Raw genomic sequence first — 22,276 nt, forward strand, 5'->3', positions numbered from 1 at the left:
CGGGGCAAGCCCGCTCCTACAGATACTGTAGGAGCGGGCTTGCCCCGCGATGCTTTCAACGCTTCAACGCAATTTTTCGAGCATCTGGTAATACCACATCCCCGCCGCCAGCAACGGATTGCCCAGCATATCGCCCATGGGCACTTTGATGTGTTTGCAACCGGCAAAGGTATCGAACTTCTCCAGCGTCCCGGTCAGCGCCTCGGCCATGATTTCGCCCATGATGTGGCTGGTGGCAATGCCGTGCCCGGAGTACCCCTGGCAGTACCAGACATTATCCGACAGCTTGCCCAGCTGCGGGATGCGGTTGACCACGATCCCCATCGCACAACTCCATTGGAATTCGATCGGCACGCCTTTGAGCGCCGGAAAGGTGCGCTCGATGCACGGCCGCAGTTCGCCAGCGATATCCCGCGAATCGCGCCCGGAGTAATTGGCGCCACCGCCAAACAGCAGGCGGCCATCGGCGGTTAGCCGGTAATAGTCGAGGACGAAACGGCAGTCATATACCGCAAGGTCCTGGGGGTTGATCTGCGCGGCCAGCTCACCCAGCGGTGCGGTGGTGACGATGCCGCCCATGGCCGGGAAGATCTTGCCCTTGAGCTGGCGCTGTTCCAGTTTGTGATAGACGTCGCCGGCCAGCAGGATCTGCTTGGCTTCGACCCGCCCGTGGGCAGTCACCAGCGCCGGCTGGTCGCCATGAACGATCTCCAGTACCTCGGAGTTTTCAAAGATCAGTGCGCCCAGGCTGTGCGCGGCGCGAGCTTCGCCCAGGCACAGGTTGAGCGGGTGCAGGTGCAGGTTGCGGCGGTTCTTCAGCGCGCCCAGGTACAACGGGCTTTGCAGGTGTTCGCCCATGGCATTGCGGTCGAGCAGCTCGACCTGGTCAGCCATGCCGCGGCGCTCGGCCTCGGCGGCAAAGGCACGCAGTTCGCCCATGTGCGACGCTTTCATTGCGGCGTGCAGGTGGCCGCGCTTGAGGTCGCAGTCGATGCCGTAGCGCGCAACCCTTTGCTCGATGATCTGGTGGCCGCGCCAGCGCAGGTGCCAGATGAAGTCGTCGACGTCATCGCCGAGCTTGTCGCGCATCTGCTTGCGCATTGCTTCATCGCCCGAGAGGCTGCCGGTGACCTGGCCGCCGTTGCGGCCGCTGGCGCCCCAGCCGATGCGGTTGGTTTCGACGATGGCGACCTTAAGGCCGCGCTCGGCCAGCTCCACCGCGCTGGCGACACCGGTGAAGCCGCCGCCGATGATTGCCACATCGACCTTCACCGTGCCCTTGAGGGTCGGGTACTGGGTGGCGTCGTTGAGGCTGGCGGTGTAGTAGGAGGCGCTGCGCTGGGCAGGGCCGGTGTTTACGGCTGCATTCATGACAAAATCCTTGGCGCAAAAATAAAGTGTCAGGCCTGGGTCAGGTACCAGCGCCAGTCCTGTTCGCCGACTTCGGCCATGAACTGGCGGTATTCGGCACGCTTGATCGCCAGGTAGACACCGAGGAACTCAGCGCCCAACGCCTCGCGGGCCCAGCTCGAACGCTCCAGCGCGGTCAGCGACGTCAGCCAGTCGGTGGGCAGCAATTGGGTGGCCTGGGCGTAGCCATTGCCCTGGACCGGTGCCCCGGGGTCGAGCTGTTGGCGGATGCCGTGATGCAGGCTGGCAAGAATCGCCGCCGCCGCCAGGTAAGGGTTGGCGTCGGCGCCGCAAATGCGGTGTTCGATGTGCCGGCTGTTGGCCGGGCCGCCCGGCACGCGCAGGCTGACGGTTCGGTTGTCGACGCCCCAGGTTGGCGCCAGGGGCGCATAGCTGTTGGCCTGGAAGCGTCGATAGGAGTTGGCGTTGGGACAGAACAGCAGCAGCGAATCGAGCAGCAGTGTGAGCATGCCGGCCACCGACTGGCGCAGCAGCGGCGTGCCGGCCTTGTCATCGCTGGCGTAGAGGTTGTTGCCGTGGGCATCGGCGAGGCTCACGTGCATGTGCATGCCGGTGCCGGCCAGGTGATCGAACGGCTTGGCCATGAAGCAGGCTTGCATCCCGTGCTTGTGCGCCACGCCCTTGACCAGGCGTTTGTAGCGCACCGCCTGGTCCATGGCCAGCAACGCGTCACCATGCTCCAGGGTGATTTCCACCTGGCCTGGCGCGTACTCGGAAATCGCCGTGCGCGCCGGGATGCCCTGGGCTTTGCAGGCGGCATAGAGGTCGGCGAGGAACGGTTCGATCTGTTCCAGCTCGCGCAGGCCGTAGACCTGGGTGCTGCGTGGCCGGCCGCCGTCGCTGTCGAGCGCAGGTTGCGGCCGGCCATGGCTGTCGCGCCGCTGGTCGAGCAGGTAGAACTCCAGCTCGCAGGCCATCACCGGGTAGTAGCCGTCGGCCTTGAGCGCATCGATGACCTTGACCAGCAGGTGCCGAGGGTCGGCGATGCTTGCCGGCATGCCTTCGCTGGGGTGCATGCTGACCTGCAGCGCCGCCGTGGGTATCTGCCGCCACGGCAGGCGCACCAGGCTGTTTGCCAGGGGATAGGCGCGGCAATCGATATCGCCGACATCCCAGACCAGCCCGGAGTTTTCCACATCGTCGCCGTTCAGGGTCAGGCCGAGGATGGTACTGGGCAGCGGCCGGCCGCTTTCGTAGACCGCCAGCAGCTCTTCGCGGTGCAGCAGCTTGCCGCGGGGCACGCCGTTGGCGTCGAGAATGAACAGCTCGATCATCTCGATATCGGGGTTTTCGGCCAGGAACGTTCGGGCCTGCTCGATGGGGGCAAATTGCATGGTGCTCTCGCTCGCGCCCTCAGGCGCACAGGACTGCCTTGCCAGTCAGGCGGCAGTCATCGACAAGGAAACTCGGCCAGCAGTGGGCCGTACGGTTCAGTGCGCAGCGAGGCGGGCGTCCGGTGGGCGGGCATGGCGGCAGTGCCACAAGGCCCAGAAGGCGAGGATGACATGCACCAGCGGATTCTCCCCGCAGCGTGCCCGCACCTTCGGGAGCGAAGGGCGCGGCAACGGTCGGGGCAAGCCGGGAGACGAGGTCATGCCCGGATACTCCCATGCCGGCTAAGGTTGATTAAATCAGCCTTTGGGTAACCTCAGATACGTCTTGGCTAAACAATCGTCTGTCAGCCCGCAACCGTGCCGAGCGTCGGCAAATCTGCGACAATCGCAGCCCTTGAAATGCCGATCATGCAAAAGCAGGCTCACCTGCACGACTAAAAAGCCCCCATGACTGACCACGCGATTGATCAACTGCTGAAAAACCTCGACCACGCCATGATTGCCGAGCGTCACCGCTTGCGCCGGCAGTTGCACGAGCTGCGCAAGCGCCCGGACGAAGCCAAGCTTGCGCAATGGGTCGACAAGGTTCAGGCCTCCTGCGCCCAGGTCACTGCGCGCAAGGCCAGTGTGCCGAGCATCCGTTACGACGACAGCCTGCCGATTGCGGCCAAGCGTGACGAGATCAAGAAGGTGTTGGCCGAACACCAGGTGCTGATCATTGCCGGCGAAACCGGTTCGGGCAAAACCACCCAGTTGCCGAAGATCTGCCTGGAACTGGGCCGCGGCCAGCATGGCCTGATTGCCCATACCCAGCCACGGCGGATTGCCGCGCGCAGCGTTGCCACCCGGGTCGCCGAAGAACTGGGCACGCCACTGGGGGCGCTGGTGGGGTATCAGGTGCGCTTTGAAGACCAGAGCGACGCCAACACCCTGGTCAAGTTGATGACCGACGGCATCCTGCTGGCCGAAACCCAGCATGACCGCTTTCTTGAGCGCTACGACACCATCATTGTCGACGAAGCCCATGAGCGCAGCCTGAACATCGACTTTCTGCTCGGCTACCTCAAGACCCTGCTGCCACGCCGTCCGGACCTCAAGGTCATCATCACCTCCGCGACCATCGATCTGGAGCGCTTCTCCAAGCACTTCAACGATGCGCCGATCATCGAAGTGTCGGGCCGTACTTACCCGGTAGAAACCTGGTACCGGCCCGTGACCCGCGAGCAGGACGAGGAGGGCAACCGAGTCGAGGAAGACCTCACCATTGACCAGGCGATCCTTGCCACCCTCGATGAGATCACCGCTCACGAGCGCAGCCTGGGCAAAGGCCCGGGCGATGTGTTGGTGTTCCTGCCGGGCGAGCGTGAAATCCGCGACGCCGCCGAGATGCTGCGCAAGGCCCAACTGCGCCACACCGAAATCCTGCCGTTGTACGCACGCCTGTCGCCGGCCGAACAGCAGAAGATCTTCCAGTCCCATCCAGGGCGGCGCGTGGTGCTGGCCACCAACGTCGCGGAAACCTCGCTGACAGTGCCGGGCATTCGCTATGTGATCGACAGCGGCACCGCGCGCATCAGCCGCTACAGCTACCGGGCCAAAGTCCAGCGCCTGCCGATCGAAGCGGTATCCCAGGCCAGCGCCAACCAGCGCAAAGGCCGCTGCGGCCGGGTCGAACCGGGCATCTGCATACGCCTGTACAGTGAGGAAGACTTCAACGGCCGGCCAGCCTTTACCGACCCGGAAATCCTGCGTACCAACCTTGCGGCAGTCATCCTGCAGATGCTGCACTTGCGCCTGGGCGAGATCGACGCGTTCCCGTTCATCGAGCCGCCGGATGGCAAGGCCATCAGTGACGGTTTCAACCTGTTGCAGGAGCTTTCGGCGGTCAACCGCGAGAACCAGCTGACGCCCCTGGGCCGGCAACTGGCGCGTCTGCCGGTGGATCCACGGCTGGGCCGCATGCTGCTCGAAGGCGCCAAGCAGGGCAGCCTCAATGAGCTGTTGATCGTTGCCAGTGCGCTGTCGGTGCAAGACCCGCGCGAGCGGCCGCCGGAGCGTCAGCAAGCGGCGGACCAGGCCCATGCCCAATGGAAGGACCCCGACTCCGACTTCGCCGCGCTGGTCAGCTTGTGGCGCGGGTTTGAAGAACAACGCCAGGCCCTGACCGCCAGCCCGTTGCGCAACTGGTGCCGGAAGAACTTCCTCAACTACCTGCGCCTGCGTGAATGGCGCGATGCGCACCGGCAACTGAGCCTGATCTGTCGTGATCTGCAACTGAGCATCAACAAGGAACCGGCCGACTATCCGCGCCTGCACAAGGCGATTCTGTCCGGCCTGCTCAGCCAGATCGGCCAGAAGACCGAAGACGGTGACTATCTCGGCGCCCGCCAGCGGCGTTTCTGGGTGCACCCCTCGTCCGGCCTGGGCAAGAAACGTCCGCAGTGGCTGATGACCGCTGAACTTGTGGAAACCACCAAGCTCTATGCGCGCATGGTGGCCAAGATCGATTCCGACTGGATCGAACCGCTGGCCGGGCACCTGATCAAGAAGAACCACTTCGAACCGCACTGGGAGAAAAAGCGCGGCCAGGTGGTGGCCTTCGAGCAGGTCACCCTCTATGGCCTGATCGTGGTCGGTCGGCGGCCGGTGCATTACGGCCCGGTCGACCCGGTGATGTCCCGCGAGCTGTTTATCCGCGAGGCCCTGGTCGGTGGCGAAATCCAGTCCAAGGCCAAATGCCTGACAGCCAACCGGCGTTTGCTGGAGCAGCTCGACGAGCTGGAAGCCAAGGCCCGCCGGCGCGACATCCTCGCCGATGAAGAAACCCTGTACGGCTTCTACGAGGCGCGCCTGCCGGCCGAGATTCACCAGACCGCAACCTTCGACAGCTGGTACCGGGTCCACAGCCAGAAAGACCCGCAGTTGCTGATCATGCGCGAGGAAGACGTGCTGGCCCGCGAGGCCAGTGAAGTCACCGCTGCGCAGTACCCGGACACCCTGCGCCTGGGCGACTTGAGCCTGGCCCTGAGTTATCACTTCGAGCCTAACCATCCACGCGATGGCGTGACCGTGCGGGTGCCGGCGCCGCTGTTGCCGAGCCTGCCGGGCGAGCGCCTGGAGTGGCTGGTGCCGGGCCTGCTGGAAGCCAAGTGCATTGCCCTGGTACGCAACCTGCCCAAGGCGTTGCGCAAGAACTTCGTGCCGGTGCCGGACTTCGTCAAGGCCGCGCTGCAACGCATAAGCTTCGGCGAGGGCTCGTTGCCTCAGGCGCTGGGCCGCGAGCTGCTGCGCATGACCGGTGCGCGGGTCAGCGATGAAGCCTGGGCCGAAGCCGCGGCCCAGGTCGACAGCCACCTGAAAATGAATCTGGAAGTGGTCGATGGCCAAGGCAAGTTCCTTGGCGAAGGCCGCGACCTGGTCGAGCTGACCGCACGCTTTGCCGCTGCCAGCCAGGCCGCTCTGGCGGTACCGCAGACCGCGCAAAGCCAGCAGCCGGTGCAGGCCAAGGCCTTCACCCAGGTGGCAGAAACCGCTCAGCAGAAGTTTGCCGGGCTGTCGATGACGGTCTATCCAGCGTTAGTAGAAGAAAACGGTACGGTCAAGGAAGGGCGTTTCTCGACCCAGGCCGAAGCCGAATTCCAGCATCGCCGCGCCTTGCAGCGCTTACTGCTGCAGCAACTGGCCGAGCCGGCCAAGTTCCTGCGTGGCAAGCTGCCAGGCTTGACCGAGTTGGGTTTGCTCTACCGTGAGCTGGGCCGGGTCGAGGCGCTGGTCGAAGACATTCTGCTGGCCAGCCTCGACAGCTGCATCCTTGAAGGTGAAACCACCCTGCCACGCGATGGCGCCGGTCTGGCCTCGCTGGCCGAGCGCAAGCGCGGGAGCTGGGCCGAACACGCCGAGCGCCTGGCACGCCTGACCCTGGAGATCCTCAAGCTCTGGCACGGCCTGCAAAAGCGCTTCAAGGGCAAGATCGACCTGGCCCAGGCTGTGGCCCTCAACGACATCAAGCAGCAATTGGGCAACCTGGTTTACCCGGGTTTTGTGCGCGAAACCCCGGGGCTGTGGCTCAAGGAACTGCCGCGCTACCTCAAGGCCATCGAGCTGCGCCTGGAGAAACTCGGCGCACAGGTACAGAAGGACCGGGTCTGGAGCGGTGAGCTGAGCAACCTCTGGAGCCAGTACCAGACCCGCCTCGACAAGCACGCCCAGGAAGGCAAGCGCGACGAGCAACTGCAGTTGTACCGCTGGTGGCTGGAGGAATACCGGGTGTCGTTGTTCGCCCAGCAGTTGGGTACCAAGGTGCCGGTTTCCGACAAGCGACTGAGCAAGCAGTGGAGCCAGGTGGAAGCCTAAACCTCTGTAGTTGTGGCACACTTAGCCGATATACGCCGCGCCCCCCGGATTATCCTGCCGGGTGGCGCGGCTCACCCATGCAGCACTGCGCAGCGGCCCTGTGATACAGGCTCATTGCCAGTCAAAGTTGGTACTTTGGTGCCAACTAAAAACCGACCGAACAGGCCGTTGCCGGGCTGGCAATGGCCCCGAACAGAGGAACGACCGTGCATAACGTCGTCATCAGCGGCACCGGCCTGTACACCCCGGCCAACAGCATTTCCAACGAAGAGCTGGTGGAGTCCTTCAACGCCTACGTGCAACAGTTCAACCGCGACAACGCCGCCGCCATCGAGCGCAGTGAGGTCCAGGCTCTGGCCGAGTCCAGCGCCGCCTTCATCGAAAAGGCCTCGGGCATCAAAAGCCGTTTCGTCATGGACAAGGCCGGTATCCTCGACCCGCAGCGCATGAAGCCGCGCTTGCCAGAACGCAGCAACGACGAGCCGTCGATCCTCTGCCAGATGGCCGTGGCTGCCGCCGAGCAGGCCCTGCAACGCGCCGGCCGCACTGCCGCCGACGTCGATGCGGTGATCGTCGCCTGCTCCAACCTGCAGCGCCCGTATCCGGCCATTGCCATCGAAGTGCAACAGGCCCTGGGCATCAACGGTTTCGGCTTTGACATGAACGTGGCCTGCTCGTCGGCGACCTTCGGCATCCAGACGGCCTGCAACAGCGTGCAACTGGGCCAGGCCCGTGCGGTACTGGTGATCAGCCCGGAGATCTGCACCGGCCACCTGAACTTCCGCGACCGCGACAGCCACTTCATCTTCGGTGATGCGGCCACTGCCGTGCTGGTGGAGCGCGCTGATCTGGCCACCTCCAAACACCAGTTCGACATTGTCAGCACCAAGCTGCTGACCCAGTTCTCGAACAACATCCGCAACAACTTCGGCTTCCTCAACCGGGCGGGCGAAGAGGGCGTTGACGCTGCCGACAAGCTGTTCGTCCAGGAAGGCCGCAAGGTGTTCCGCGAGGTTTGCCCGATGGTTGCCGAACTGATCGGCCAGCACCTGAGTGAAAACAACCTCAACGTCAGCGACGTCAAGCGCTTCTGGCTGCACCAGGCCAACCTGAGCATGAACCACCTGATCGTCAAGAAGCTGCTCGGTCGCGATGCCCTGGAAGAAGAAGCCCCGGTGATTCTCGACAGCTACGCCAACACCAGTTCGGCCGGCTCGGTAATCGCCCTGCACAAGCATCAGGATGACCTGCCACAGGGCGCCCTGGGTGTGCTCAGTTCGTTCGGCGCCGGCTACTCGATCGGTAGCGTGATCTTGCGCAAACGCTGAGCTGCTGCTGTTGGCGAAGCGTCCCAGCGTGCTTGGGCGCTTCGCTGATGGTGTTGGCTGTAACAAATCCGCCCAATCGGACTCTACCCGCAGAACGATGGATGGAAGGCGATGACTGGCGAACAACAAACCCGCTTGCTGGAGCGGCTGCTCAAGGGTGAGCAACAGGCGTTCAAGGAACTGGTCGACACCTACCAAGGCGCCATGCGTGCAGTTGCCTATGCGATTGTCGGCAGCCGGCATGCCGATGAAGCGGTACAGGATGCCTGGCTGGCGGTGGTACGTAACCTGAAGGGCTTCGAGCAGCGCTCGAGCCTCAAGACCTGGTTGCTGACCATTACCGCCAATGCCGCCAAGACCCGTTACAAGCAGAACCGCCGGGAAGTGCTGCTCGATGACCTGCCAGGCCCGCACGGCACGGTCGGTGACGAGCGCTTCGCAACAGACGGGCATTGGCTGCAAGGGCCGGCGGCCTGGCACGAAGATACCCCCGAAGCGTTGCTCAGCCGCGAGCAGATGCGCGAATGCCTGGAGCACACCTTGCTCAGCCTGTCCGAGCTGCAACGCAGCGTGCTGTTGTTGCGTGAGCGACAGGGCCTGGAGCTGGAACAGATTTGTAATCTTCTAGAGATTTCCCTCTCCAATGTCCGCGTGCTGTTGCATCGGGCGCGCCTGAAAGTCTTTGCGACCCTGGAACATTTCGAGGAAACCGGCCAATGCTGAGCTGCAAGCAACTTGTCGCCCGCTCAAGCGACTACCTGGATAAACAACTAACGCTGGGGGAGCGCCTGATGGTGCGCCAGCACCTGTTGTTCTGTGGCCATTGTCGACGCTTTCTCAAGCAGATGCGCGTCGCTCAGGCCACGGTGCGGGCCTTGCCGGAGGACCCGGAGATCGATAGCCAGGCCCTGGCCGAACGCCTGGCGCGGGAGCTAAAAGACTCCTGAAACTCGTCTGGAAAGCTCTGCAATGGAGCTTTTCGACTTATTTCCTTTCGAAGTAAAAAAGTTCCCCTGTAACAAAACATTTATCTAAAAGCCACTGATCTGACATAACCCCCCGCCAAGATTCCTCCCCAGCACAAGTGGCTTGAGCCGCGTGTTTTTCCAACATTATCAAGACCATAAAGTAGGGGAGCTTCTTCGATGATCCGTAAGCACTTCGCAGGTTTCGTAGCCAGCGCCTTGGCCATGGCCGTTACCGCCCAGGCTTTCGCGGGTACCGTGACCACCGACGGCGCCGATATCGTAGTCAAGACCAAGGGTGGCCTCGAGGTCGCTACCACCGACAAGGAGTTCAGCTTCAAGCTGGGCGGTCGGATCCAGGCTGACTACAGCCGTTTCGACGGTTTCTACACCAACAACGGCAACACCGCCGACGCCGGTTACTTCCGCCGCGCCTACCTGGAACTGGGCGGCGTGATGTACAAGGACTGGGCCTACCAGATCGCCTACGACTTCTCGCACAACTCCGGCGGTGACAACCGTTCCGAAGACGGTTACTTCGATGAAGCGTCCCTGGCCTACAACGGCTTCAGCCCGGTATCGATCAAGGTCGGTCGCTTCGACCCCGAGTTCGGTCTGGAAAAAGCCACCAGCTCCAAGTGGGTGACGGCTCAGGAACGTACCGCCGCCTATGACCTGGTCGACTGGACCAATGCCCACAACGGCGGCCTGGGCCTGCAGGTTTCGGGTAACGCCGGTGACTCGCTGTACGGTTCGGTCGGCGCGTTCGCCAAGGACGCCACCAACCAGGACAAGGACGGCGACAGCACCAAGCAGTTCAACCTGCGCGGCGTCTTCGCACCGATGCACGAAGCCGGCAACGTCCTGCACTTCGGCGTCAACTACGCCCAGCGCGATCTCTCCGACACCGCGTTCGATGGCCGTATCCGCAGCCGTCTGGGCATGCGCGGGGTCAGCACCGACGGTGGTCAGGATGCTGGCAGCAACGGCAACCGCCTGACCCTGGGTGGCCAGAACAACACCCCGGCCGGTGCCTATGACACCGACAAGGCCTGGGGCCTGGAAGCGGCATGGGCCATGGGGCCGTTCTCGGTTCAGGGCGAATACGTCAAGCGTGACGTCCAGGCCGACAGCGCCTCGTTCTCCGACATCAAGGCCGATGGTTACTACGGTCAGTTGGCCTACACCATCACCGGTGAAGCGCGTGGTTACAAGCTGGGCAAGTTCGACAGCATCAAGCCTTCGAACAAGCAGATCGGTGCCTGGGAAGTGTTCTACCGTTATGACCACCTGAGCGTCGATGACGACAACGGTGCATTCGCCAACATCGACGATGTCGAAGGCAAGGTGCACAACGTTGGGCTGAACTGGTACGCCAACGAGTCGATCAAGCTCAGCGGCGTGTACGTCAAGGCCAAGGTCGACAATGCCCAGAACGCTGCCGGCGACGACAGTGGCGATGGTTTTGTAATGCGCGCGCAGTACGTGTTCTAAGCAACACCGCTCCTCATCCGTTAGATCTTCAGCCCCGCGATTGCGGGGCTTTTTTTCGTCTGCGCGACGAGGCAGACTGCGCCAATGCCCAAGCTCATTCTGCAACACCTTGCCGAACTCACACCTGCTACCTGGGATGCCCTGGTATCAGACGAACAGCCGTTCCTGCGCCATGCTTTTCTGTCCAGCCTGGAGGACAGCGGCAGTGTCAGCCGCCACACCGGCTGGAGCCCGGCGCATCAACTGCTTACCGACAGCGCCGGGCAAGTGCGCGCGGCCTTGCCGGCCTACGTGAAGAGCCACTCGTTCGGCGAGTATGTGTTCGATCATGGCTGGGCCGATGCCTGCGAGCGGGCGGGTATCGCCTATTACCCCAAACTGCTCTGCGCCGTGCCGTTCTCGCCGGTGACGGGGCCGCGGCTGCTGGGTGATCCGCAGGCGGCCGCGGAGTTGGTGGACAGGCTGGCCGACGAGCTGTTCGAGCAAGGCTTGTCTGGCGCTCATATCAACTTCACCGACGAGCTTGGTGATGCGCTGATGCGCGATCGCGACGGCTGGATGGAGCGCCTGGGCTGTCAGTTTCACTGGCGCAACCAGGGTTACCGAGACTTCCAGGATTTTCTCGACACCTTGAGCTCACGCAAGCGCAAGCAGATGCGCAAGGAACGTGAACAGGTGGCGGGGCACGGCATAGCGTTTGAGTGGTTTCGCGGCGAAGAGCTGAGCGAGGCGCAGTGGGATTTTGTCTTTGCCTGTTATGCCAATACCTATGCGGTACGCCGGCGAGCGCCTTATCTGACGCGGGAGTTCTTCAGTCTGTTGGCCGAGCGCATGCCGTCGGCGATCCGCGTGGTCATGGCCCGTCAGGGTGGGCGCGATGTTGCCATGGCCTTCAGCCTGGTCGGCGGTAGCAGCCTGTATGGCCGTTACTGGGGCTGTGTGGATGAGTTTGACCGGCTGCATTTTGAAACCTGTTTCTACCAGGGCATGGACATGGCCATTGCCGAGGGCTTGCAGCGCTTCGATGCCGGTGCGCAAGGTGAGCACAAGCTGATTCGTGGCTTTGAACCGGTGATCACCCGTTCCTGGCATTACCTGCTGCACCCGGGGTTGCGCCGGGCGGTGGGAGAATTTCTGGAGCAGGAGCGGGCGGGGGTGTTGGCCTATGCCGAGCAGGCGCGCATGGCGTTACCTTATCGGCAAGGTTGAGGGCCCCATCGCGGGGCAAGCCCGCTCCCACAGGGCCCCGCGACGAGGTCGCTGTCAGTCGATCCCGACAAAGCCCCTGGTCTGGTGATGCCACAAGCGGGCATAGAGCCCTTGATGGGCCAACAGCTCCGAATGGCTGCCCACTTCGGCGATCCGGCCTTTCTCCAGCACCACCAGGCGGTCCATGCGGGCAATGGTCGACAGCCGGTGGGCAATGGCGATCACGGTCTTGCCCTGCATCAGGGTTTCCAGGCTCTCCTGGATGGCCGCTTCCACTTCCGAGTCCAGGGCTGAAGTCGCTTCGTCCATGATCAGGATCGGCGCGTTCTTGAGCAGTACCCGGGCAATGGCGATGCGCTGGCGCTGGCCACCGGACAGCTTGACCCCGCGCTCACCCACATGGGCATCGAAGCCGGTCCGGCCCTGGGCGTCGGACAACTGCGGGATGAACTCGTCGGCCCGGGCCTGGCGCACCGCGTCCCACAATTCCTGTTCAGTTGCGTCGGGCCGGCCATACAGCAGGTTGTCGCGGATTGAGCGGTGCAGCAACGAGGTGTCCTGGGTGATCATGCCGATCTGCGCCCGCAGGCTGGCCTGGGTCACTTGGGCGATGTCCTGGCCATCGATCAGAATCCGCCCGCTCTCCAGGTCGTAGAGGCGCAGCAGCAGGTTGACCAGGGTCGACTTGCCCGCGCCGGAGGGGCCGATCAGGCCGATCTTCTCGCCCGGGCGAATGTCTAGGTCAAGGTCATCGATGATGCGGCTGCCCTTGCCGTAGTGGAAGCTGACATTGTCGAATTTCACCGCACCGCGATCGACCTTGAGCTCGCGGGCACTCGGCGAATCGGTGACGCTCACCGGCTGGGCGATGGTCTGCAGGCCGTCCTGGACCATGCCGATGTTTTCGAAGATGCCATTGACCACCCACATGATCCAGCCCGACATGTTGACGATACGGATCACCAGGCCAGTGGCCAGGGCGATGGCGCCGACGGTGATGAGTGACTGGGTCCACAGCCACAGCGCCAGGCCCGTGGTGCTGACGATCAGCAGGCCGTTAAGGCTGGTGACCACCACGTCCATGCTGGTGATCACACGGGCAGCCAGCTGGGTTTTCTCGGTCTGTTCGCTGATGGCTTCGCGGGCGTATTGCTGTTCGAAATCGGTGTGGGCGAAGAGTTTCAGGGTAGCGATGTTGGTGTAGCCATCGACGATGCGGCCAATGAGTTTGGAGCGGGCATCCGAAGAAATCACCGCACGGGCTTTGACCCGGGGGACGAAGTAGGAGAGCGCGCCGATGTAACAGGCGATCCAGGCAATCAAAGGCAGCATCAGCCGCCAGTCGGCTTCGAAGAACAGCACCAGTGCACTGACGGCATAGATCAGCACATGCCACAGGGCATCCACGGCCTGGACTGCCGAGTCGCGTAGCGAGTTGCCGGTCTGCATGATGCGCTGGGCAATACGCCCGGCAAAGTCGCTCTGGAAGAAGTTCAGGCTCTGCTTGAGCACTAGCGTGTGGTTCTGCCAGCGGATCATGCTGGTCATGCCCGGACTGATGGTCTGGTGCACCAGCAGATCGTGCAGGGCAAGAAACACAGGGCGCAAGATCAGCGCCACTACCAGCATCCACAGCAATTCACTGGCGTGGTCGCTGAAGAAGCTGGCAGAGGGTGTGCCCTGGGCCAGGTCGATGATTCGGCTCAGGTAACTGAACAATGCCACTTCGATCAGTGCGCCGATGAAGCCGATCACCAGCAGGGCGGCAAAGCTCGGCCAGACCTGGCGCAGGTAGTAGATATAGAACGGCCATACCGTGGTAGGCGGCGCCGCAGTGGGCGCCTCACGGAAGATGTCGATGAGCTTTTCAAAACGGCGAAACAACATGAAAACGATAACTCCTGTTCAGTAGACCCTCAGGCCTGGTTCACGTCCCTGTGAAGCCCGAGGTCAATCGATGCGTTTGGCCGACTTGATGAATACCGGATCGACCGGTACATCACCCATGCCTCTCTTGGTGGTGGTGCGCGAGTTGACGATCTGGTCGACTACATCCATGCCCTTGACCACTTTGGCGAACACCGCGTAACCGGCGTCGCGGCCCGGGTTGAGGAAGTCGTTGTCGGCAACGTTGATGAAGAACTGGCTGGTGGCCGAGTTGGGGTTGGAGGTACGGGCCATCGACAGCGTGCCACGGACGTTTTTCAGGCCGTTGCTGGCCTCGTTGCGGATCGGGTCCTTGGTGCTCTTTTGCACCATCTGTTCAGTGAAACCACCACCCTGGACCATGAAGCCCGGGATCACCCGGTGGAAGATGGTGTTGTTGTAGAAACCGCTGTCCACGTACTGCAGGAAGTTCTTGCTGCTGATCGGCGCCTTGACCGGGTCCAGTTCGACTTCGATCTGGCCGAAGCTGGTGTCGAGCAGTACATGAGGCGCTTTGTCGGCGGCCATCAGGCTGGTGGCGAAGACCACCGAACAGGTGGCCAGCAGGAGTTTTTTCAGCATGGGCTCAATGATCCTTGAGAGGTGGTGGACGCCGCCAGGAACTGCAGCAGCGTCTGGTTGAAAATGTGAGGTTGATCCAGGGGCGTAGCGTGCCGGGAATCTTCGATGACCGCCAGCCGCGCCTGGGGAATCAGGGCAACGTAGCGCTCTTTGAGTTGCACCGGGGTGTAGTCCTGGTCGGCGCTGATGACCAGGGTAGGGCAGCGAATCTGGCTCAGGCGTTGCGCTACCCCCCAGCCGACTATGGCGTCGAAGCTGGCAAGATACGCGCGTTTGTCGTTTTTTGCCCAGCGTTCGGCCATCTTGCGCCGCAAATCGGCCTGCTGCGGCTTGGGGAACAGCCGCTCGGCCAGACCCTTGCCAATGGTTTCCAGGCTCAGCACCCGGGCCAGGGCCCAGCGCTTGGCCCACCAGATCCAGTCGCTGCGGCTCTGGCGCTTGACCTCGGGGGCGCTGTTGACGATGCACAGGCTGCGCAACCACTGGGGATGATCGACGGCAAACTGAAAACCGACCATGCCGCCCATGGACAAGCCGACCAAGTGCACCGGGCCGGTCTGCAGGTGTTCGAGCAGGGCCAGCAGGTCAGCGCTGAAACTGGCGATGCTGTAGCGCTCGCGGGGTTTGTCGGAGCGGCCGTGGCCACGGATGTCCATGAGGATCACCCGGTAGTGGCTGGCAAACTCCGGTACCTGCATTTCCCAGTCCAGGCAACTGGAGCCCAGGCCGTGCAGCAGCACCAGCGGCTCGCCCTGGCCATATTCCTCATAGTGCAGCGAGCAACCTTCATGTTCGAAGTAGGCCATCGGCTTGATTCCTATCAGGCTTGGGCGGGCGCGGCGAAGGGTACATCCAGCGGTGCGGTGTCGAAATTGCGCAACAGCTCGATGAGGATCTGTGTCGCCGGGCCCAGGGGTTTGTCCTTGTTCGAGTAAAGGTAGAACAGTGGGTGACGACTGCCACCCTGATCCAGCGGCAAGGGCTTGAGCAGGCCTTCACGCAGCTCCCGCTCGATCAGGTGGCGTGGCAGCCAGGCAAAGCCCAGGCCGCTGCTGACGAAGGTCGATGCCGTGGCCAGGCTGCCGACCGTCCAGCGCTGTTCTGCGCCCAGCCAGCCAACATCCCGAGGCTGCGCGCGGCCCGAGTCGCGGATCACTACCTGCAACTGGCTCTCCAGGTCCTGGAAGCTCAACTGCCGGCCCAGGCGGTGCAGGCTGTGTTCGGGGTGGGCGACGGCGACGAATTCCACGGCGCTCAGTTCAGTGCCCAGGTAGCCGGAAATATTGAAGCCGCTGATGGCCAGGTCAGCCACACCTTCATGCAGCACTTCTTCGACCCCGGACAGCACTTCCTCACGCAAACGTACCCGGCAACCGCGACTTTGCGGCATGAACGCACTCAGGGCGCGCACCAGACGGGCATTGGGGTAGGCGGCGTCGACCACCAGGCGCACTTCGGCCTCCCAGCCTTGTTCCATGTGATGGGCCAGGTCTTCCAGCTGGCTGGCCTGCTTGACCAGTTGCCGCGAGCGGCGCAGCAGCACGTTGCCGGCCTCGGTCAGCACTGCCTTGCGCCCATCGATGCGCAGCAATGGCACACCGAGCTGATCCTGCATGCGCGCCACGGTGTAGCTCACCGAGGATTGCGAGCGGTGCAGCGCTTCGGCGGCCTGGGCAAAGCCACCATGATCGACCACCGCCTGCAGGGTCCGCCACTGATCCAGGGTAACGCGCGGCGCTTTCATCTTCGGCTCCTGTTGTCCTAAGCTGGCGCTCTTTCATGGAGAGCGTCGTATGAAGAAATGTTGTGCTGTACTGCTGGCCTTGCTTCCGCTCACGGCCCTGGCCTATCCCATCGACGTGGAAAAGGACATCGACGGCGTCAAAGTCGACTACACCACTTACGACACTGACCGTGACATCGGCTCGATCACCCTGAACAACTATGGCGAGGTTGCCGCGCAGTGCAAGGTGACGTTCCGCAATGGACCGGAAGCGCCGCGAGTGCGGCGCGTGCAGGTGCCGGCGAAAAAAAGCGTCGATGTCACCGCCAAGTTCAACCGCGAGATCATCAAGCTGCGCATCGCCTTGAGCTGCAAGCCGCAATAAAACAATTTAACTGATAGGTTGGACCCAGTTTTTACGCTTTTTTATCGATAGGTCAATCATTAATCTTGCCTCCATCGACTTACCGAACTCGCCGATGGAGGCAAGCCCATGTCCCGTGTACTCGTCATCGAAAGCAGCGCCCGCCAGCAGGATTCGATCTCCCGGCAACTGACCCGCGACTTCGTCAGCCAGTGGCAAGCGGCTCATCCTGCCGACCAGGTGACCCTGCGCGACCTGGCCGTCAACCCGGTGCCGCACCTGGATGGCAACCTGCTCGGCGGCTGGATGAAGCCCGAAGCCCAGCGCAATGCCGATGAACTGCAGGCTCTGGCACGCTCCAATGAACTGACCGATGAAGTGCTGGCCGCCGATGTCCTGGTGCTGGCCGCGCCGATGTACAACTTCACCATCCCCAGCACCCTCAAGGCCTGGCTGGACCACGTGCTGCGTGCCGGCATCACCTTCAAGTACACCGAAACCGGCCCCCAGGGCCTGCTGACCGGCAAGCGCGCCTACATCCTCACTGCCCGCGGTGGCATCCATAGCGGCGCCAGCAGCGACCACCAGGAACCCTACCTGCGCCAGGTCATGGCCTTTATCGGTATCCATGACGTGACCTTCATCCACGCCGAAGGCCTGAACATGGGCGGTGACTTCCACGAGAAGGGCCTGAACCAGGCCAAGGCCCAGCTGGCCGCGGTGGCCTGAGCCGGCAATGAATTTTCCCGCCTGACACCTGTTGCTCCTTTGGGTGTGCCTGCCCGGTCATTGACCGGGCTTTTTTGTGCCTGGTTAACGGGGCGGTACTCTTGCGGGATGGTGGTGTTCTTTCAGGCTGCGCCAATCCGGTGGGAGCGGGCTTGCCCCGCGATCGTATTCCATTGAGCGCCGGATGAACTGAATGCATGGGCCTCATCGCGGGGCAAGCCCGCTCCCACTTGCTCAGCGATAAGCGACCGGCTAAGGTCGCCGCCACTACAGCAAGGGGCACTCATGGGCTATTTATTGATCGTCGCGCTGATCCAGGCGTTTTCCTTCAGCCTGATCGGCGAGTACCTGGCCGGCCATGTCGACAGCTATTTCGCTGTACTGGCGCGGGTGTTGCTCGCCGGGCTGGTGTTTCTGCCGCTGACCCGCTGGCGCCAGGTCGAACCACGCTTCATGCGCTCGATGCTGCTGATCGGCGCGCTGCAATACGGCATCACCTATGTCTGCCTGTACTTGAGCTTTCGCGTATTGACGGTGCCGGAGGTGCTGCTGTTCACCATCCTCACCCCCTTGCACGTGACCTTGATCGAAGACGCGCTCAATCGGCGTTTCAATCCCTGGGCCCTGGTCGCGGCGCTGGTGGCGGTTGCCGGTGCGGCGGTGATACGTTTCGACAGCATCAGCCCGGACTTCTTCATGGGCTTTTTGCTGCTGCAACTGGCCAACTTCACCTATGCCGCCGGGCAGGTGCTGTACCGTCACCTGATCGCGCGCAACCCCAGCGACCTGCCGCATTACCGGCGTTTTGGCTATTTCTACCTGGGTGCCTTGCTGGTGGTGCTGCCGGCCTTCCTGCTGTTCGGTAACGCCCAACACCTGCCGAGTACCGAGGTGCAATGGCTGGTGCTGCTGTTTTTGGGCCTGTGCCCGACGGCGCTGGGCTTGTACTGGTGGAACAAGGGCGCCTGCCTGGTCTCAGGCGCAACCCTGGCGGTGATGAACAACCTGCACGTGCCGGTCGGCTTGCTGCTCAACCTGCTGATCTGGAACCAGCACGAGCCATTGGGCCGGTTGTTCATCGGCGGGGCGGTGATTCTGGCGTCGCTATGGCTCAGTCGTCTCGGCACTCAGCGCCCGTTGCTGGCTGGGCAGGGTCGAGGGTAACAGGCCTGCGCGCAGGTCGTTGCCGCTGGGTTGCTGGTACAGGCTCAGGCCGAACTCCGGCAGCACTGCTAGCAGGTAGTCGAAGATGTCGCCCTGGATACGCTCGTACTCGGCCCACGCCGTGGTGCGGGTAAAGCAGTAGATCTCCAGCGGCACGCCCTGGGCGGTGGTCTGCATCTGGCGGACCATGCAGGTCATGTTCGGCTGGATGTCCGGGTGGCTCTTGAGATAAGCCAGGGCGTAGGCGCGGAAGGTGCCGATGTTGGTCAGCCGGCGGCGGTTGGCGGAAAGCTCCGCCACCGGGCCCTGGGCCTCGTTCCAGCTGTGCAGTTCGTTGCGCTTGCGGGCCAGGTAGTCAGTCAGCAGGCGCACCTCGGACAGGCGCTGCTCCTCGGCGCTGGTCAGAAAACGCACGCCGCCGGCATCGATGAACAGGCTGCGCTTGATCCGTCGCCCGCCCGATTGCTGCATGCCGCGCCAGTTCTTGAACGACTCGGACATCAAGCGCCAGGTGGGGATGGAGACGATGGTCTTGTCGAAGTTCTGTACCTTGACCGTGTGCAGAGTGATGTCCACCACATCGCCGTCGGCGCCCACCTGGGGCATCTCGATCCAGTCGCCGACCCGCAGCATGTCGTTGCTGGTCAGTTGCACGCTGGCGACGAACGACAGCAGGGTGTCCTTGTAGACCAGCAGGATGACCGCCGACATGGCACCCAGGCCGGAGAGCAGCAACAGCGGCGAGCGGTCGATCAGGGTGGCGACGATGACGATGGCGCCGAACACGAACAACACCATCTTGGCCAGCTGCACATAGCCCTTGATCGAGCGGGTACGGGCATGTTCGGTGCGCGCATAAATGTCCAGCAAGGCATCGAGCAGGGCGCTCAGGGCCAGGGTCAGGAACAGGATGGTAAAGGCCAGGGCCAGGTTGCCAAGGAAATGCTGGCTGGTGGCGCTCAGCTCCGGCACCAATTTGAGGCCGAACTGCACCACCAGTGACGGGGTGGTCTGGGCCAGGCGCTGGAACACTTTGTTCTCGCGCAGGTCATTGACCCAGTGCAGGGCAGGTTGGCGACCCAGCAGGCGTGCGGCATGCAGTACCAGAAAACGCGCTACGCGGCCGAGCACCAGGGCAATCACCAGCAGTACGCCAAGGCCGATACCGGCGTGCAGGACCGGGTGCTGATCGAGAGTGCCCCAGAGGTCCAGGGTGTTTTGCCACATCTGTTGAATGTCCATAACCGTGTCGAAAGGTGTCCGCAAGTCGAAAACAGGGCCATTAGAGCGCGGATCGGCAAGAAGTTGCCAAAAGAAATTCGGCGCCGACGCCGGAAAACGTTACCCTATGCAACTGAATTTTTTGCACATGCCCGAGGTACACCCGTGTTTTCCCAATTCGCCCTGCACGAACGCCTGCTCAAAGCCGTGGCCGAGCTGAAATTTGTCGAGCCGACGCCGGTGCAGGCAGCGGCCATTCCTTTGGCGTTGCAAGGGCGTGACCTGCGGGTAACGGCGCAAACCGGTAGCGGCAAGACCGCAGCCTTCGTCCTGCCGATGCTCAACCGCCTGGTTGACCTCAAGCAGAAGCGCGTGGAGATTCGCGCCCTGGTACTGCTGCCAACCCGCGAGTTGGCTCAACAGACCCTCAAGGAAGTCGAGCGCTTCTCCCAGTTCACCTTCATCAAGGCTGGCCTGATCACCGGGGGTGAAGACTTCAAGGAACAGGCCGCGATGCTGCGCAAGGTGCCGGACGTGCTGATCGGCACCCCGGGCCGCCTGCTTGAGCAGCTCAATGCCGGCAACCTGCACCTGGAGCATGTCCAGGTGATCGTGCTCGACGAAGCCGACCGCATGCTCGACATGGGCTTTGCCGAAGACGTCGAGCGCCTGTGCAACGAATGCCCGAACCGCGAACAGACCATGCTGTTCTCCGCCACCACCGGCGGTGCCGGCCTGCGCGACATGATCGGCAAGGTCCTGAAAACCCCAGAACACCTGATGCTCAACAGCGTCAGCCAGCTGGCCGAAGGCACCCGCCAGCAGATCATCACCGCTGACCACAACCAGCACAAAGAACAGATCGTGCAGTGGCTGCTGCAGAACGAGACCTACGACAAGGCGATCATCTTCACCAACACCCGGGTGATGGCTGACCGCATCTACGGGCACCTGGTGGCCAAGGACTACAAGGCCTTCGTGCTGCACGGCGACAAGGACCAGAAGGACCGCAAGCTGGCCATCGAGCGCCTCAAGCAGGGCGGCGCCAAGATCCTCGTGGCGACCGACGTCGCCGCCCGCGGCCTGGACGTCGATGGCCTGGACCTGGTGATCAACTTCGACATGCCGCGCAGTGGCGACGAGTATGTACACCGCATTGGCCGTACCGGTCGCGCCGGTAACGAAGGCCTGGCGGTGTCGCTGATCTGCCACGGCGACTGGAACCTGATGTCGAGTATCGAGCGCTACCTGAAGCAGACCTTCGAGCGCCGGGTGATCAAGGACGTCAAAGGCACCTACAGCGGGCCGAAGAAGGTCAAGGCCTCGGGCAAGGCTGCCGGGGTGAAAAAGAAAAAGACTGACAAGAAGGGCGACAAGAAGGTGGTTGCCAAGCGCAAGCCAACGGCCAAGCCAAAGCCTAACGCGCCACTGGCCAGCGCCGATGGCCTGGCGCCGCTCAAGCGTCGCAAGCCGGCGCCGGCTGCGGAGTAAGTGCCAGCCCCTCATCGCGGGGCAAGCCCGCTCCCACAGGGTCTACATGAACCTGTGGGAGCGGGCTTGCCCCGCGATTACTCAGACTTTTTTCTCAGCGCTCTTCAGTTCCTGCAACCGCTTGTCGATCAGCTGACACTTGTCCGGCAAATCCTTGCTGGCACTCTCAAGCTTCATCCCCCGTAATTCATCGTTGATCTGCTTGGCCTTCTGCGGATTCTGCTCCGTGAGCTTGCTCACTTCTTTGGCCAGTTCTTCGCGTTTGTCCGTCGCTTCCTCCAGCGTGCAGGCCCAGCTGGGCAGGGCCAGCAGCAAGCTGGCGGCGGCTGCAATGTTCAACAGGGTCTTCATCGGCAGGCTCCTGTGCAATCAAGGTGAGGTCTTGCGGTTGAGCCTTGTCTGGGCGCCAAAGTTCAGTCGAACCGCAGCCGCGCCCATCGGTCACAACCTTACCTACCCCTGATTGAGGTTACGCTGATGAGCACCTATGACTGGGACTTGATCGAACGCCTGTTGCACGAAGCACAGAACAGCGCCGGGCACAGTTTCACCCCCAGGCCCTATGCCGAGCAGCATGCGGCCCAGCTCGCCGCCGAAGGTGCATCGCCTGGCGATCTTGATCATCTGAAAACGTTGGCATGTGAGTACGAAAAAATACTGTTTGAGCGCGGTTACATCGCCTCACGCCCGGAAGACCAAGGCGGTAACGGTGAAAACTTCATCCTCACCGAGCGCGGCTCACGGCTGTTGAGCCTGCTCGACAGCAGTATTCCGGGCAACGAACACCCGCGCCAGGTACTGGATGAACAGCTTGATCCGCTGGACCAGGCAACCTTCGATACGGTGGCTTGCAACGCGCAAATTGCCTGAAGCAGACAACACAAGGCTGGCTTTGAGCGGCCGGCGCCGCTGATAATCGGCGCTGGATCCACGTCTGCCGAGAACTTGCCATGTCGTTGCCT

Annotated in this window: 19 protein-coding genes; 11 read left to right on the forward strand and 8 right to left on the reverse strand. The window is 62.5% G+C overall.

Features of this window, described 5'->3' with window-relative positions; all coding sequences use genetic code 11:
• Positions 1-63: 63 nt before the first annotated feature.
• Together EXN22_RS08550 and EXN22_RS08555 are read right to left on the reverse strand one after the other, a co-directional pair.
• Complete coding sequence (locus tag EXN22_RS08550) at positions 64-1,371, reverse strand: NAD(P)/FAD-dependent oxidoreductase (protein WP_130263646.1); 1,308 nt, start codon at positions 1,369-1,371, stop codon at positions 64-66.
• Between the two features lie 29 nt (positions 1,372-1,400).
• Entirely contained in the window at positions 1,401-2,765 is a 1,365-nt protein-coding gene (locus tag EXN22_RS08555; protein WP_130263647.1) for a glutamine synthetase family protein, read from the reverse strand.
• Between the two features lie 447 nt (positions 2,766-3,212).
• Here EXN22_RS08555 and hrpA point away from each other — a divergent pair, with 447 nt between their 5' ends.
• From hrpA to EXN22_RS08585, 6 genes are all read left to right on the forward strand, one after another.
• The gene (gene hrpA / locus EXN22_RS08560; RefSeq protein WP_130263648.1) at positions 3,213-7,118 is read left to right on the forward strand and encodes an ATP-dependent RNA helicase HrpA; all 3,906 of its coding nucleotides are present in this window, start codon (positions 3,213-3,215) and stop codon (positions 7,116-7,118) included.
• A gap of 206 nt (positions 7,119-7,324) precedes the next feature.
• Positions 7,325-8,446 carry a beta-ketoacyl-ACP synthase III gene (locus EXN22_RS08565; RefSeq protein WP_130263649.1) on the forward strand — a complete coding sequence of 374 codons (1,122 nt, stop codon included), beginning with the start codon at positions 7,325-7,327 and terminating at the stop codon, positions 8,444-8,446.
• A gap of 111 nt (positions 8,447-8,557) precedes the next feature.
• Complete coding sequence (locus EXN22_RS08570) at positions 8,558-9,169, forward strand: RNA polymerase sigma factor (protein WP_130263650.1); 612 nt, start codon at positions 8,558-8,560, stop codon at positions 9,167-9,169.
• On the forward strand, positions 9,163-9,393 hold the full coding sequence (locus EXN22_RS08575) for an anti-sigma factor family protein (RefSeq protein WP_130263651.1): 231 nt from the start codon (positions 9,163-9,165) through the stop codon (positions 9,391-9,393). Before EXN22_RS08570 ends, EXN22_RS08575 begins: the two co-directional genes overlap by 7 nt.
• A 198-nt stretch (positions 9,394-9,591) precedes the next feature.
• Complete coding sequence (locus EXN22_RS08580) at positions 9,592-10,905, forward strand: OprO/OprP family phosphate-selective porin (RefSeq protein WP_130263652.1); 1,314 nt, start codon at positions 9,592-9,594, stop codon at positions 10,903-10,905.
• Between the two features lie 84 nt (positions 10,906-10,989).
• On the forward strand, positions 10,990-12,114 hold the full coding sequence (locus tag EXN22_RS08585) for a GNAT family N-acetyltransferase (RefSeq protein WP_130263653.1): 1,125 nt from the start codon (positions 10,990-10,992) through the stop codon (positions 12,112-12,114).
• Between the two features lie 54 nt (positions 12,115-12,168).
• Here EXN22_RS08585 and EXN22_RS08590 read toward each other — a convergent pair whose 3' ends face one another.
• The 4 genes from EXN22_RS08590 to EXN22_RS08605 all read right to left on the reverse strand — a co-directional run bounded on the left by EXN22_RS08590 (position 12,169) and on the right by EXN22_RS08605 (position 16,366).
• The gene (locus EXN22_RS08590) at positions 12,169-14,001 is read right to left on the reverse strand and encodes an ABC transporter ATP-binding protein (protein WP_130263654.1); all 1,833 of its coding nucleotides are present in this window, start codon (positions 13,999-14,001) and stop codon (positions 12,169-12,171) included.
• A gap of 63 nt (positions 14,002-14,064) precedes the next feature.
• On the reverse strand, positions 14,065-14,622 hold the full coding sequence (locus EXN22_RS08595) for a peptidylprolyl isomerase (protein ID WP_130263655.1): 558 nt from the start codon (positions 14,620-14,622) through the stop codon (positions 14,065-14,067).
• A complete protein-coding gene (locus EXN22_RS08600; protein WP_130263656.1) occupies positions 14,616-15,428 on the reverse strand; it encodes an alpha/beta fold hydrolase in 813 nt (270 codons plus the stop codon). Before EXN22_RS08600 ends, EXN22_RS08595 begins: the two co-directional genes overlap by 7 nt.
• A 14-nt stretch (positions 15,429-15,442) precedes the next feature.
• A complete protein-coding gene (locus tag EXN22_RS08605; RefSeq protein WP_130263657.1) occupies positions 15,443-16,366 on the reverse strand; it encodes a LysR family transcriptional regulator in 924 nt (307 codons plus the stop codon).
• Between the two features lie 49 nt (positions 16,367-16,415).
• On the opposite strand from EXN22_RS08605, the gene EXN22_RS08610 reads away from it, so the two are divergent.
• From EXN22_RS08610 to EXN22_RS08620, 3 genes are all read left to right on the forward strand, one after another.
• A complete protein-coding gene (locus tag EXN22_RS08610; protein ID WP_130263658.1) occupies positions 16,416-16,730 on the forward strand; it encodes a 3-phosphoglycerate kinase in 315 nt (104 codons plus the stop codon).
• 108 nt (positions 16,731-16,838) lie between these two features.
• Positions 16,839-17,438 (forward strand): FMN-dependent NADH-azoreductase, encoded by a 600-nt coding sequence (locus tag EXN22_RS08615; RefSeq protein ID WP_130263659.1) that lies wholly within the window; start codon positions 16,839-16,841, stop codon positions 17,436-17,438.
• A 285-nt stretch (positions 17,439-17,723) separates the two neighbouring features.
• A complete protein-coding gene (locus EXN22_RS08620; protein WP_130263660.1) occupies positions 17,724-18,602 on the forward strand; it encodes a carboxylate/amino acid/amine transporter in 879 nt (292 codons plus the stop codon).
• On the opposite strand, the gene EXN22_RS08625 is transcribed toward EXN22_RS08620, so the two are convergent.
• A complete protein-coding gene (locus EXN22_RS08625; RefSeq protein ID WP_130263661.1) occupies positions 18,543-19,844 on the reverse strand; it encodes a mechanosensitive ion channel family protein in 1,302 nt (433 codons plus the stop codon). The genes EXN22_RS08620 and EXN22_RS08625 overlap by 60 nt on opposite strands.
• A gap of 144 nt (positions 19,845-19,988) precedes the next feature.
• Between EXN22_RS08625 and EXN22_RS08630 the strand changes: the two genes are divergently transcribed.
• Positions 19,989-21,314 carry a DEAD/DEAH box helicase gene (locus tag EXN22_RS08630; protein WP_130263662.1) on the forward strand — a complete coding sequence of 442 codons (1,326 nt, stop codon included), beginning with the start codon at positions 19,989-19,991 and terminating at the stop codon, positions 21,312-21,314.
• Positions 21,315-21,395: 81 nt separating this feature from the next.
• Here EXN22_RS08630 and EXN22_RS08635 read toward each other — a convergent pair whose 3' ends face one another.
• The gene (locus tag EXN22_RS08635; protein ID WP_130263663.1) at positions 21,396-21,665 is read right to left on the reverse strand and encodes a hypothetical protein; all 270 of its coding nucleotides are present in this window, start codon (positions 21,663-21,665) and stop codon (positions 21,396-21,398) included.
• A gap of 126 nt (positions 21,666-21,791) precedes the next feature.
• Here EXN22_RS08635 and EXN22_RS08640 point away from each other — a divergent pair, with 126 nt between their 5' ends.
• A complete protein-coding gene (locus tag EXN22_RS08640) occupies positions 21,792-22,184 on the forward strand; it encodes a transcriptional regulator (RefSeq protein ID WP_130263664.1) in 393 nt (130 codons plus the stop codon).
• Positions 22,185-22,276 lie beyond the last annotated feature (92 nt).

The sequence above is a fragment of the Pseudomonas tructae genome (assembly GCF_004214895.1).
GTDB lineage: Bacteria > Pseudomonadota > Gammaproteobacteria > Pseudomonadales > Pseudomonadaceae > Aquipseudomonas > Aquipseudomonas tructae.

Excerpts from the sequence above, each read along its gene's own strand:
- EXN22_RS08605 (WP_130263657.1), bottom strand. The coding sequence starts at position 16,366 with ATGAAAGCGCCGCGCGTTACCCTGGATCAGTGGCGGACCCTGCAGGCG.
- EXN22_RS08620 (WP_130263660.1), top strand. The coding sequence starts at position 17,724 with ATGGGCTATTTATTGATCGTCGCGCTGATCCAGGCGTTTTCCTTCAGC.
- EXN22_RS08640 (WP_130263664.1), top strand. The coding sequence starts at position 21,792 with ATGAGCACCTATGACTGGGACTTGATCGAACGCCTGTTGCACGAAGCA.
- EXN22_RS08575 (WP_130263651.1), top strand. The coding sequence starts at position 9,163 with ATGCTGAGCTGCAAGCAACTTGTCGCCCGCTCAAGCGACTACCTGGAT.
- EXN22_RS08615 (WP_130263659.1), top strand. The coding sequence starts at position 16,839 with ATGTCCCGTGTACTCGTCATCGAAAGCAGCGCCCGCCAGCAGGATTCG.
- hrpA (WP_130263648.1), top strand. The coding sequence starts at position 3,213 with ATGACTGACCACGCGATTGATCAACTGCTGAAAAACCTCGACCACGCC.
- EXN22_RS08550 (WP_130263646.1), bottom strand. The coding sequence starts at position 1,371 with ATGAATGCAGCCGTAAACACCGGCCCTGCCCAGCGCAGCGCCTCCTAC.
- EXN22_RS08555 (WP_130263647.1), bottom strand. The coding sequence starts at position 2,765 with ATGCAATTTGCCCCCATCGAGCAGGCCCGAACGTTCCTGGCCGAAAAC.
- EXN22_RS08635 (WP_130263663.1), bottom strand. The coding sequence starts at position 21,665 with ATGAAGACCCTGTTGAACATTGCAGCCGCCGCCAGCTTGCTGCTGGCC.
- EXN22_RS08595 (WP_130263655.1), bottom strand. The coding sequence starts at position 14,622 with ATGCTGAAAAAACTCCTGCTGGCCACCTGTTCGGTGGTCTTCGCCACC.
- EXN22_RS08610 (WP_130263658.1), top strand. The coding sequence starts at position 16,416 with ATGAAGAAATGTTGTGCTGTACTGCTGGCCTTGCTTCCGCTCACGGCC.
- EXN22_RS08600 (WP_130263656.1), bottom strand. The coding sequence starts at position 15,428 with ATGGCCTACTTCGAACATGAAGGTTGCTCGCTGCACTATGAGGAATAT.
- EXN22_RS08570 (WP_130263650.1), top strand. The coding sequence starts at position 8,558 with ATGACTGGCGAACAACAAACCCGCTTGCTGGAGCGGCTGCTCAAGGGT.
- EXN22_RS08580 (WP_130263652.1), top strand. The coding sequence starts at position 9,592 with ATGATCCGTAAGCACTTCGCAGGTTTCGTAGCCAGCGCCTTGGCCATG.
- EXN22_RS08585 (WP_130263653.1), top strand. The coding sequence starts at position 10,990 with ATGCCCAAGCTCATTCTGCAACACCTTGCCGAACTCACACCTGCTACC.
- EXN22_RS08625 (WP_130263661.1), bottom strand. The coding sequence starts at position 19,844 with ATGGACATTCAACAGATGTGGCAAAACACCCTGGACCTCTGGGGCACT.
- EXN22_RS08590 (WP_130263654.1), bottom strand. The coding sequence starts at position 14,001 with ATGTTGTTTCGCCGTTTTGAAAAGCTCATCGACATCTTCCGTGAGGCG.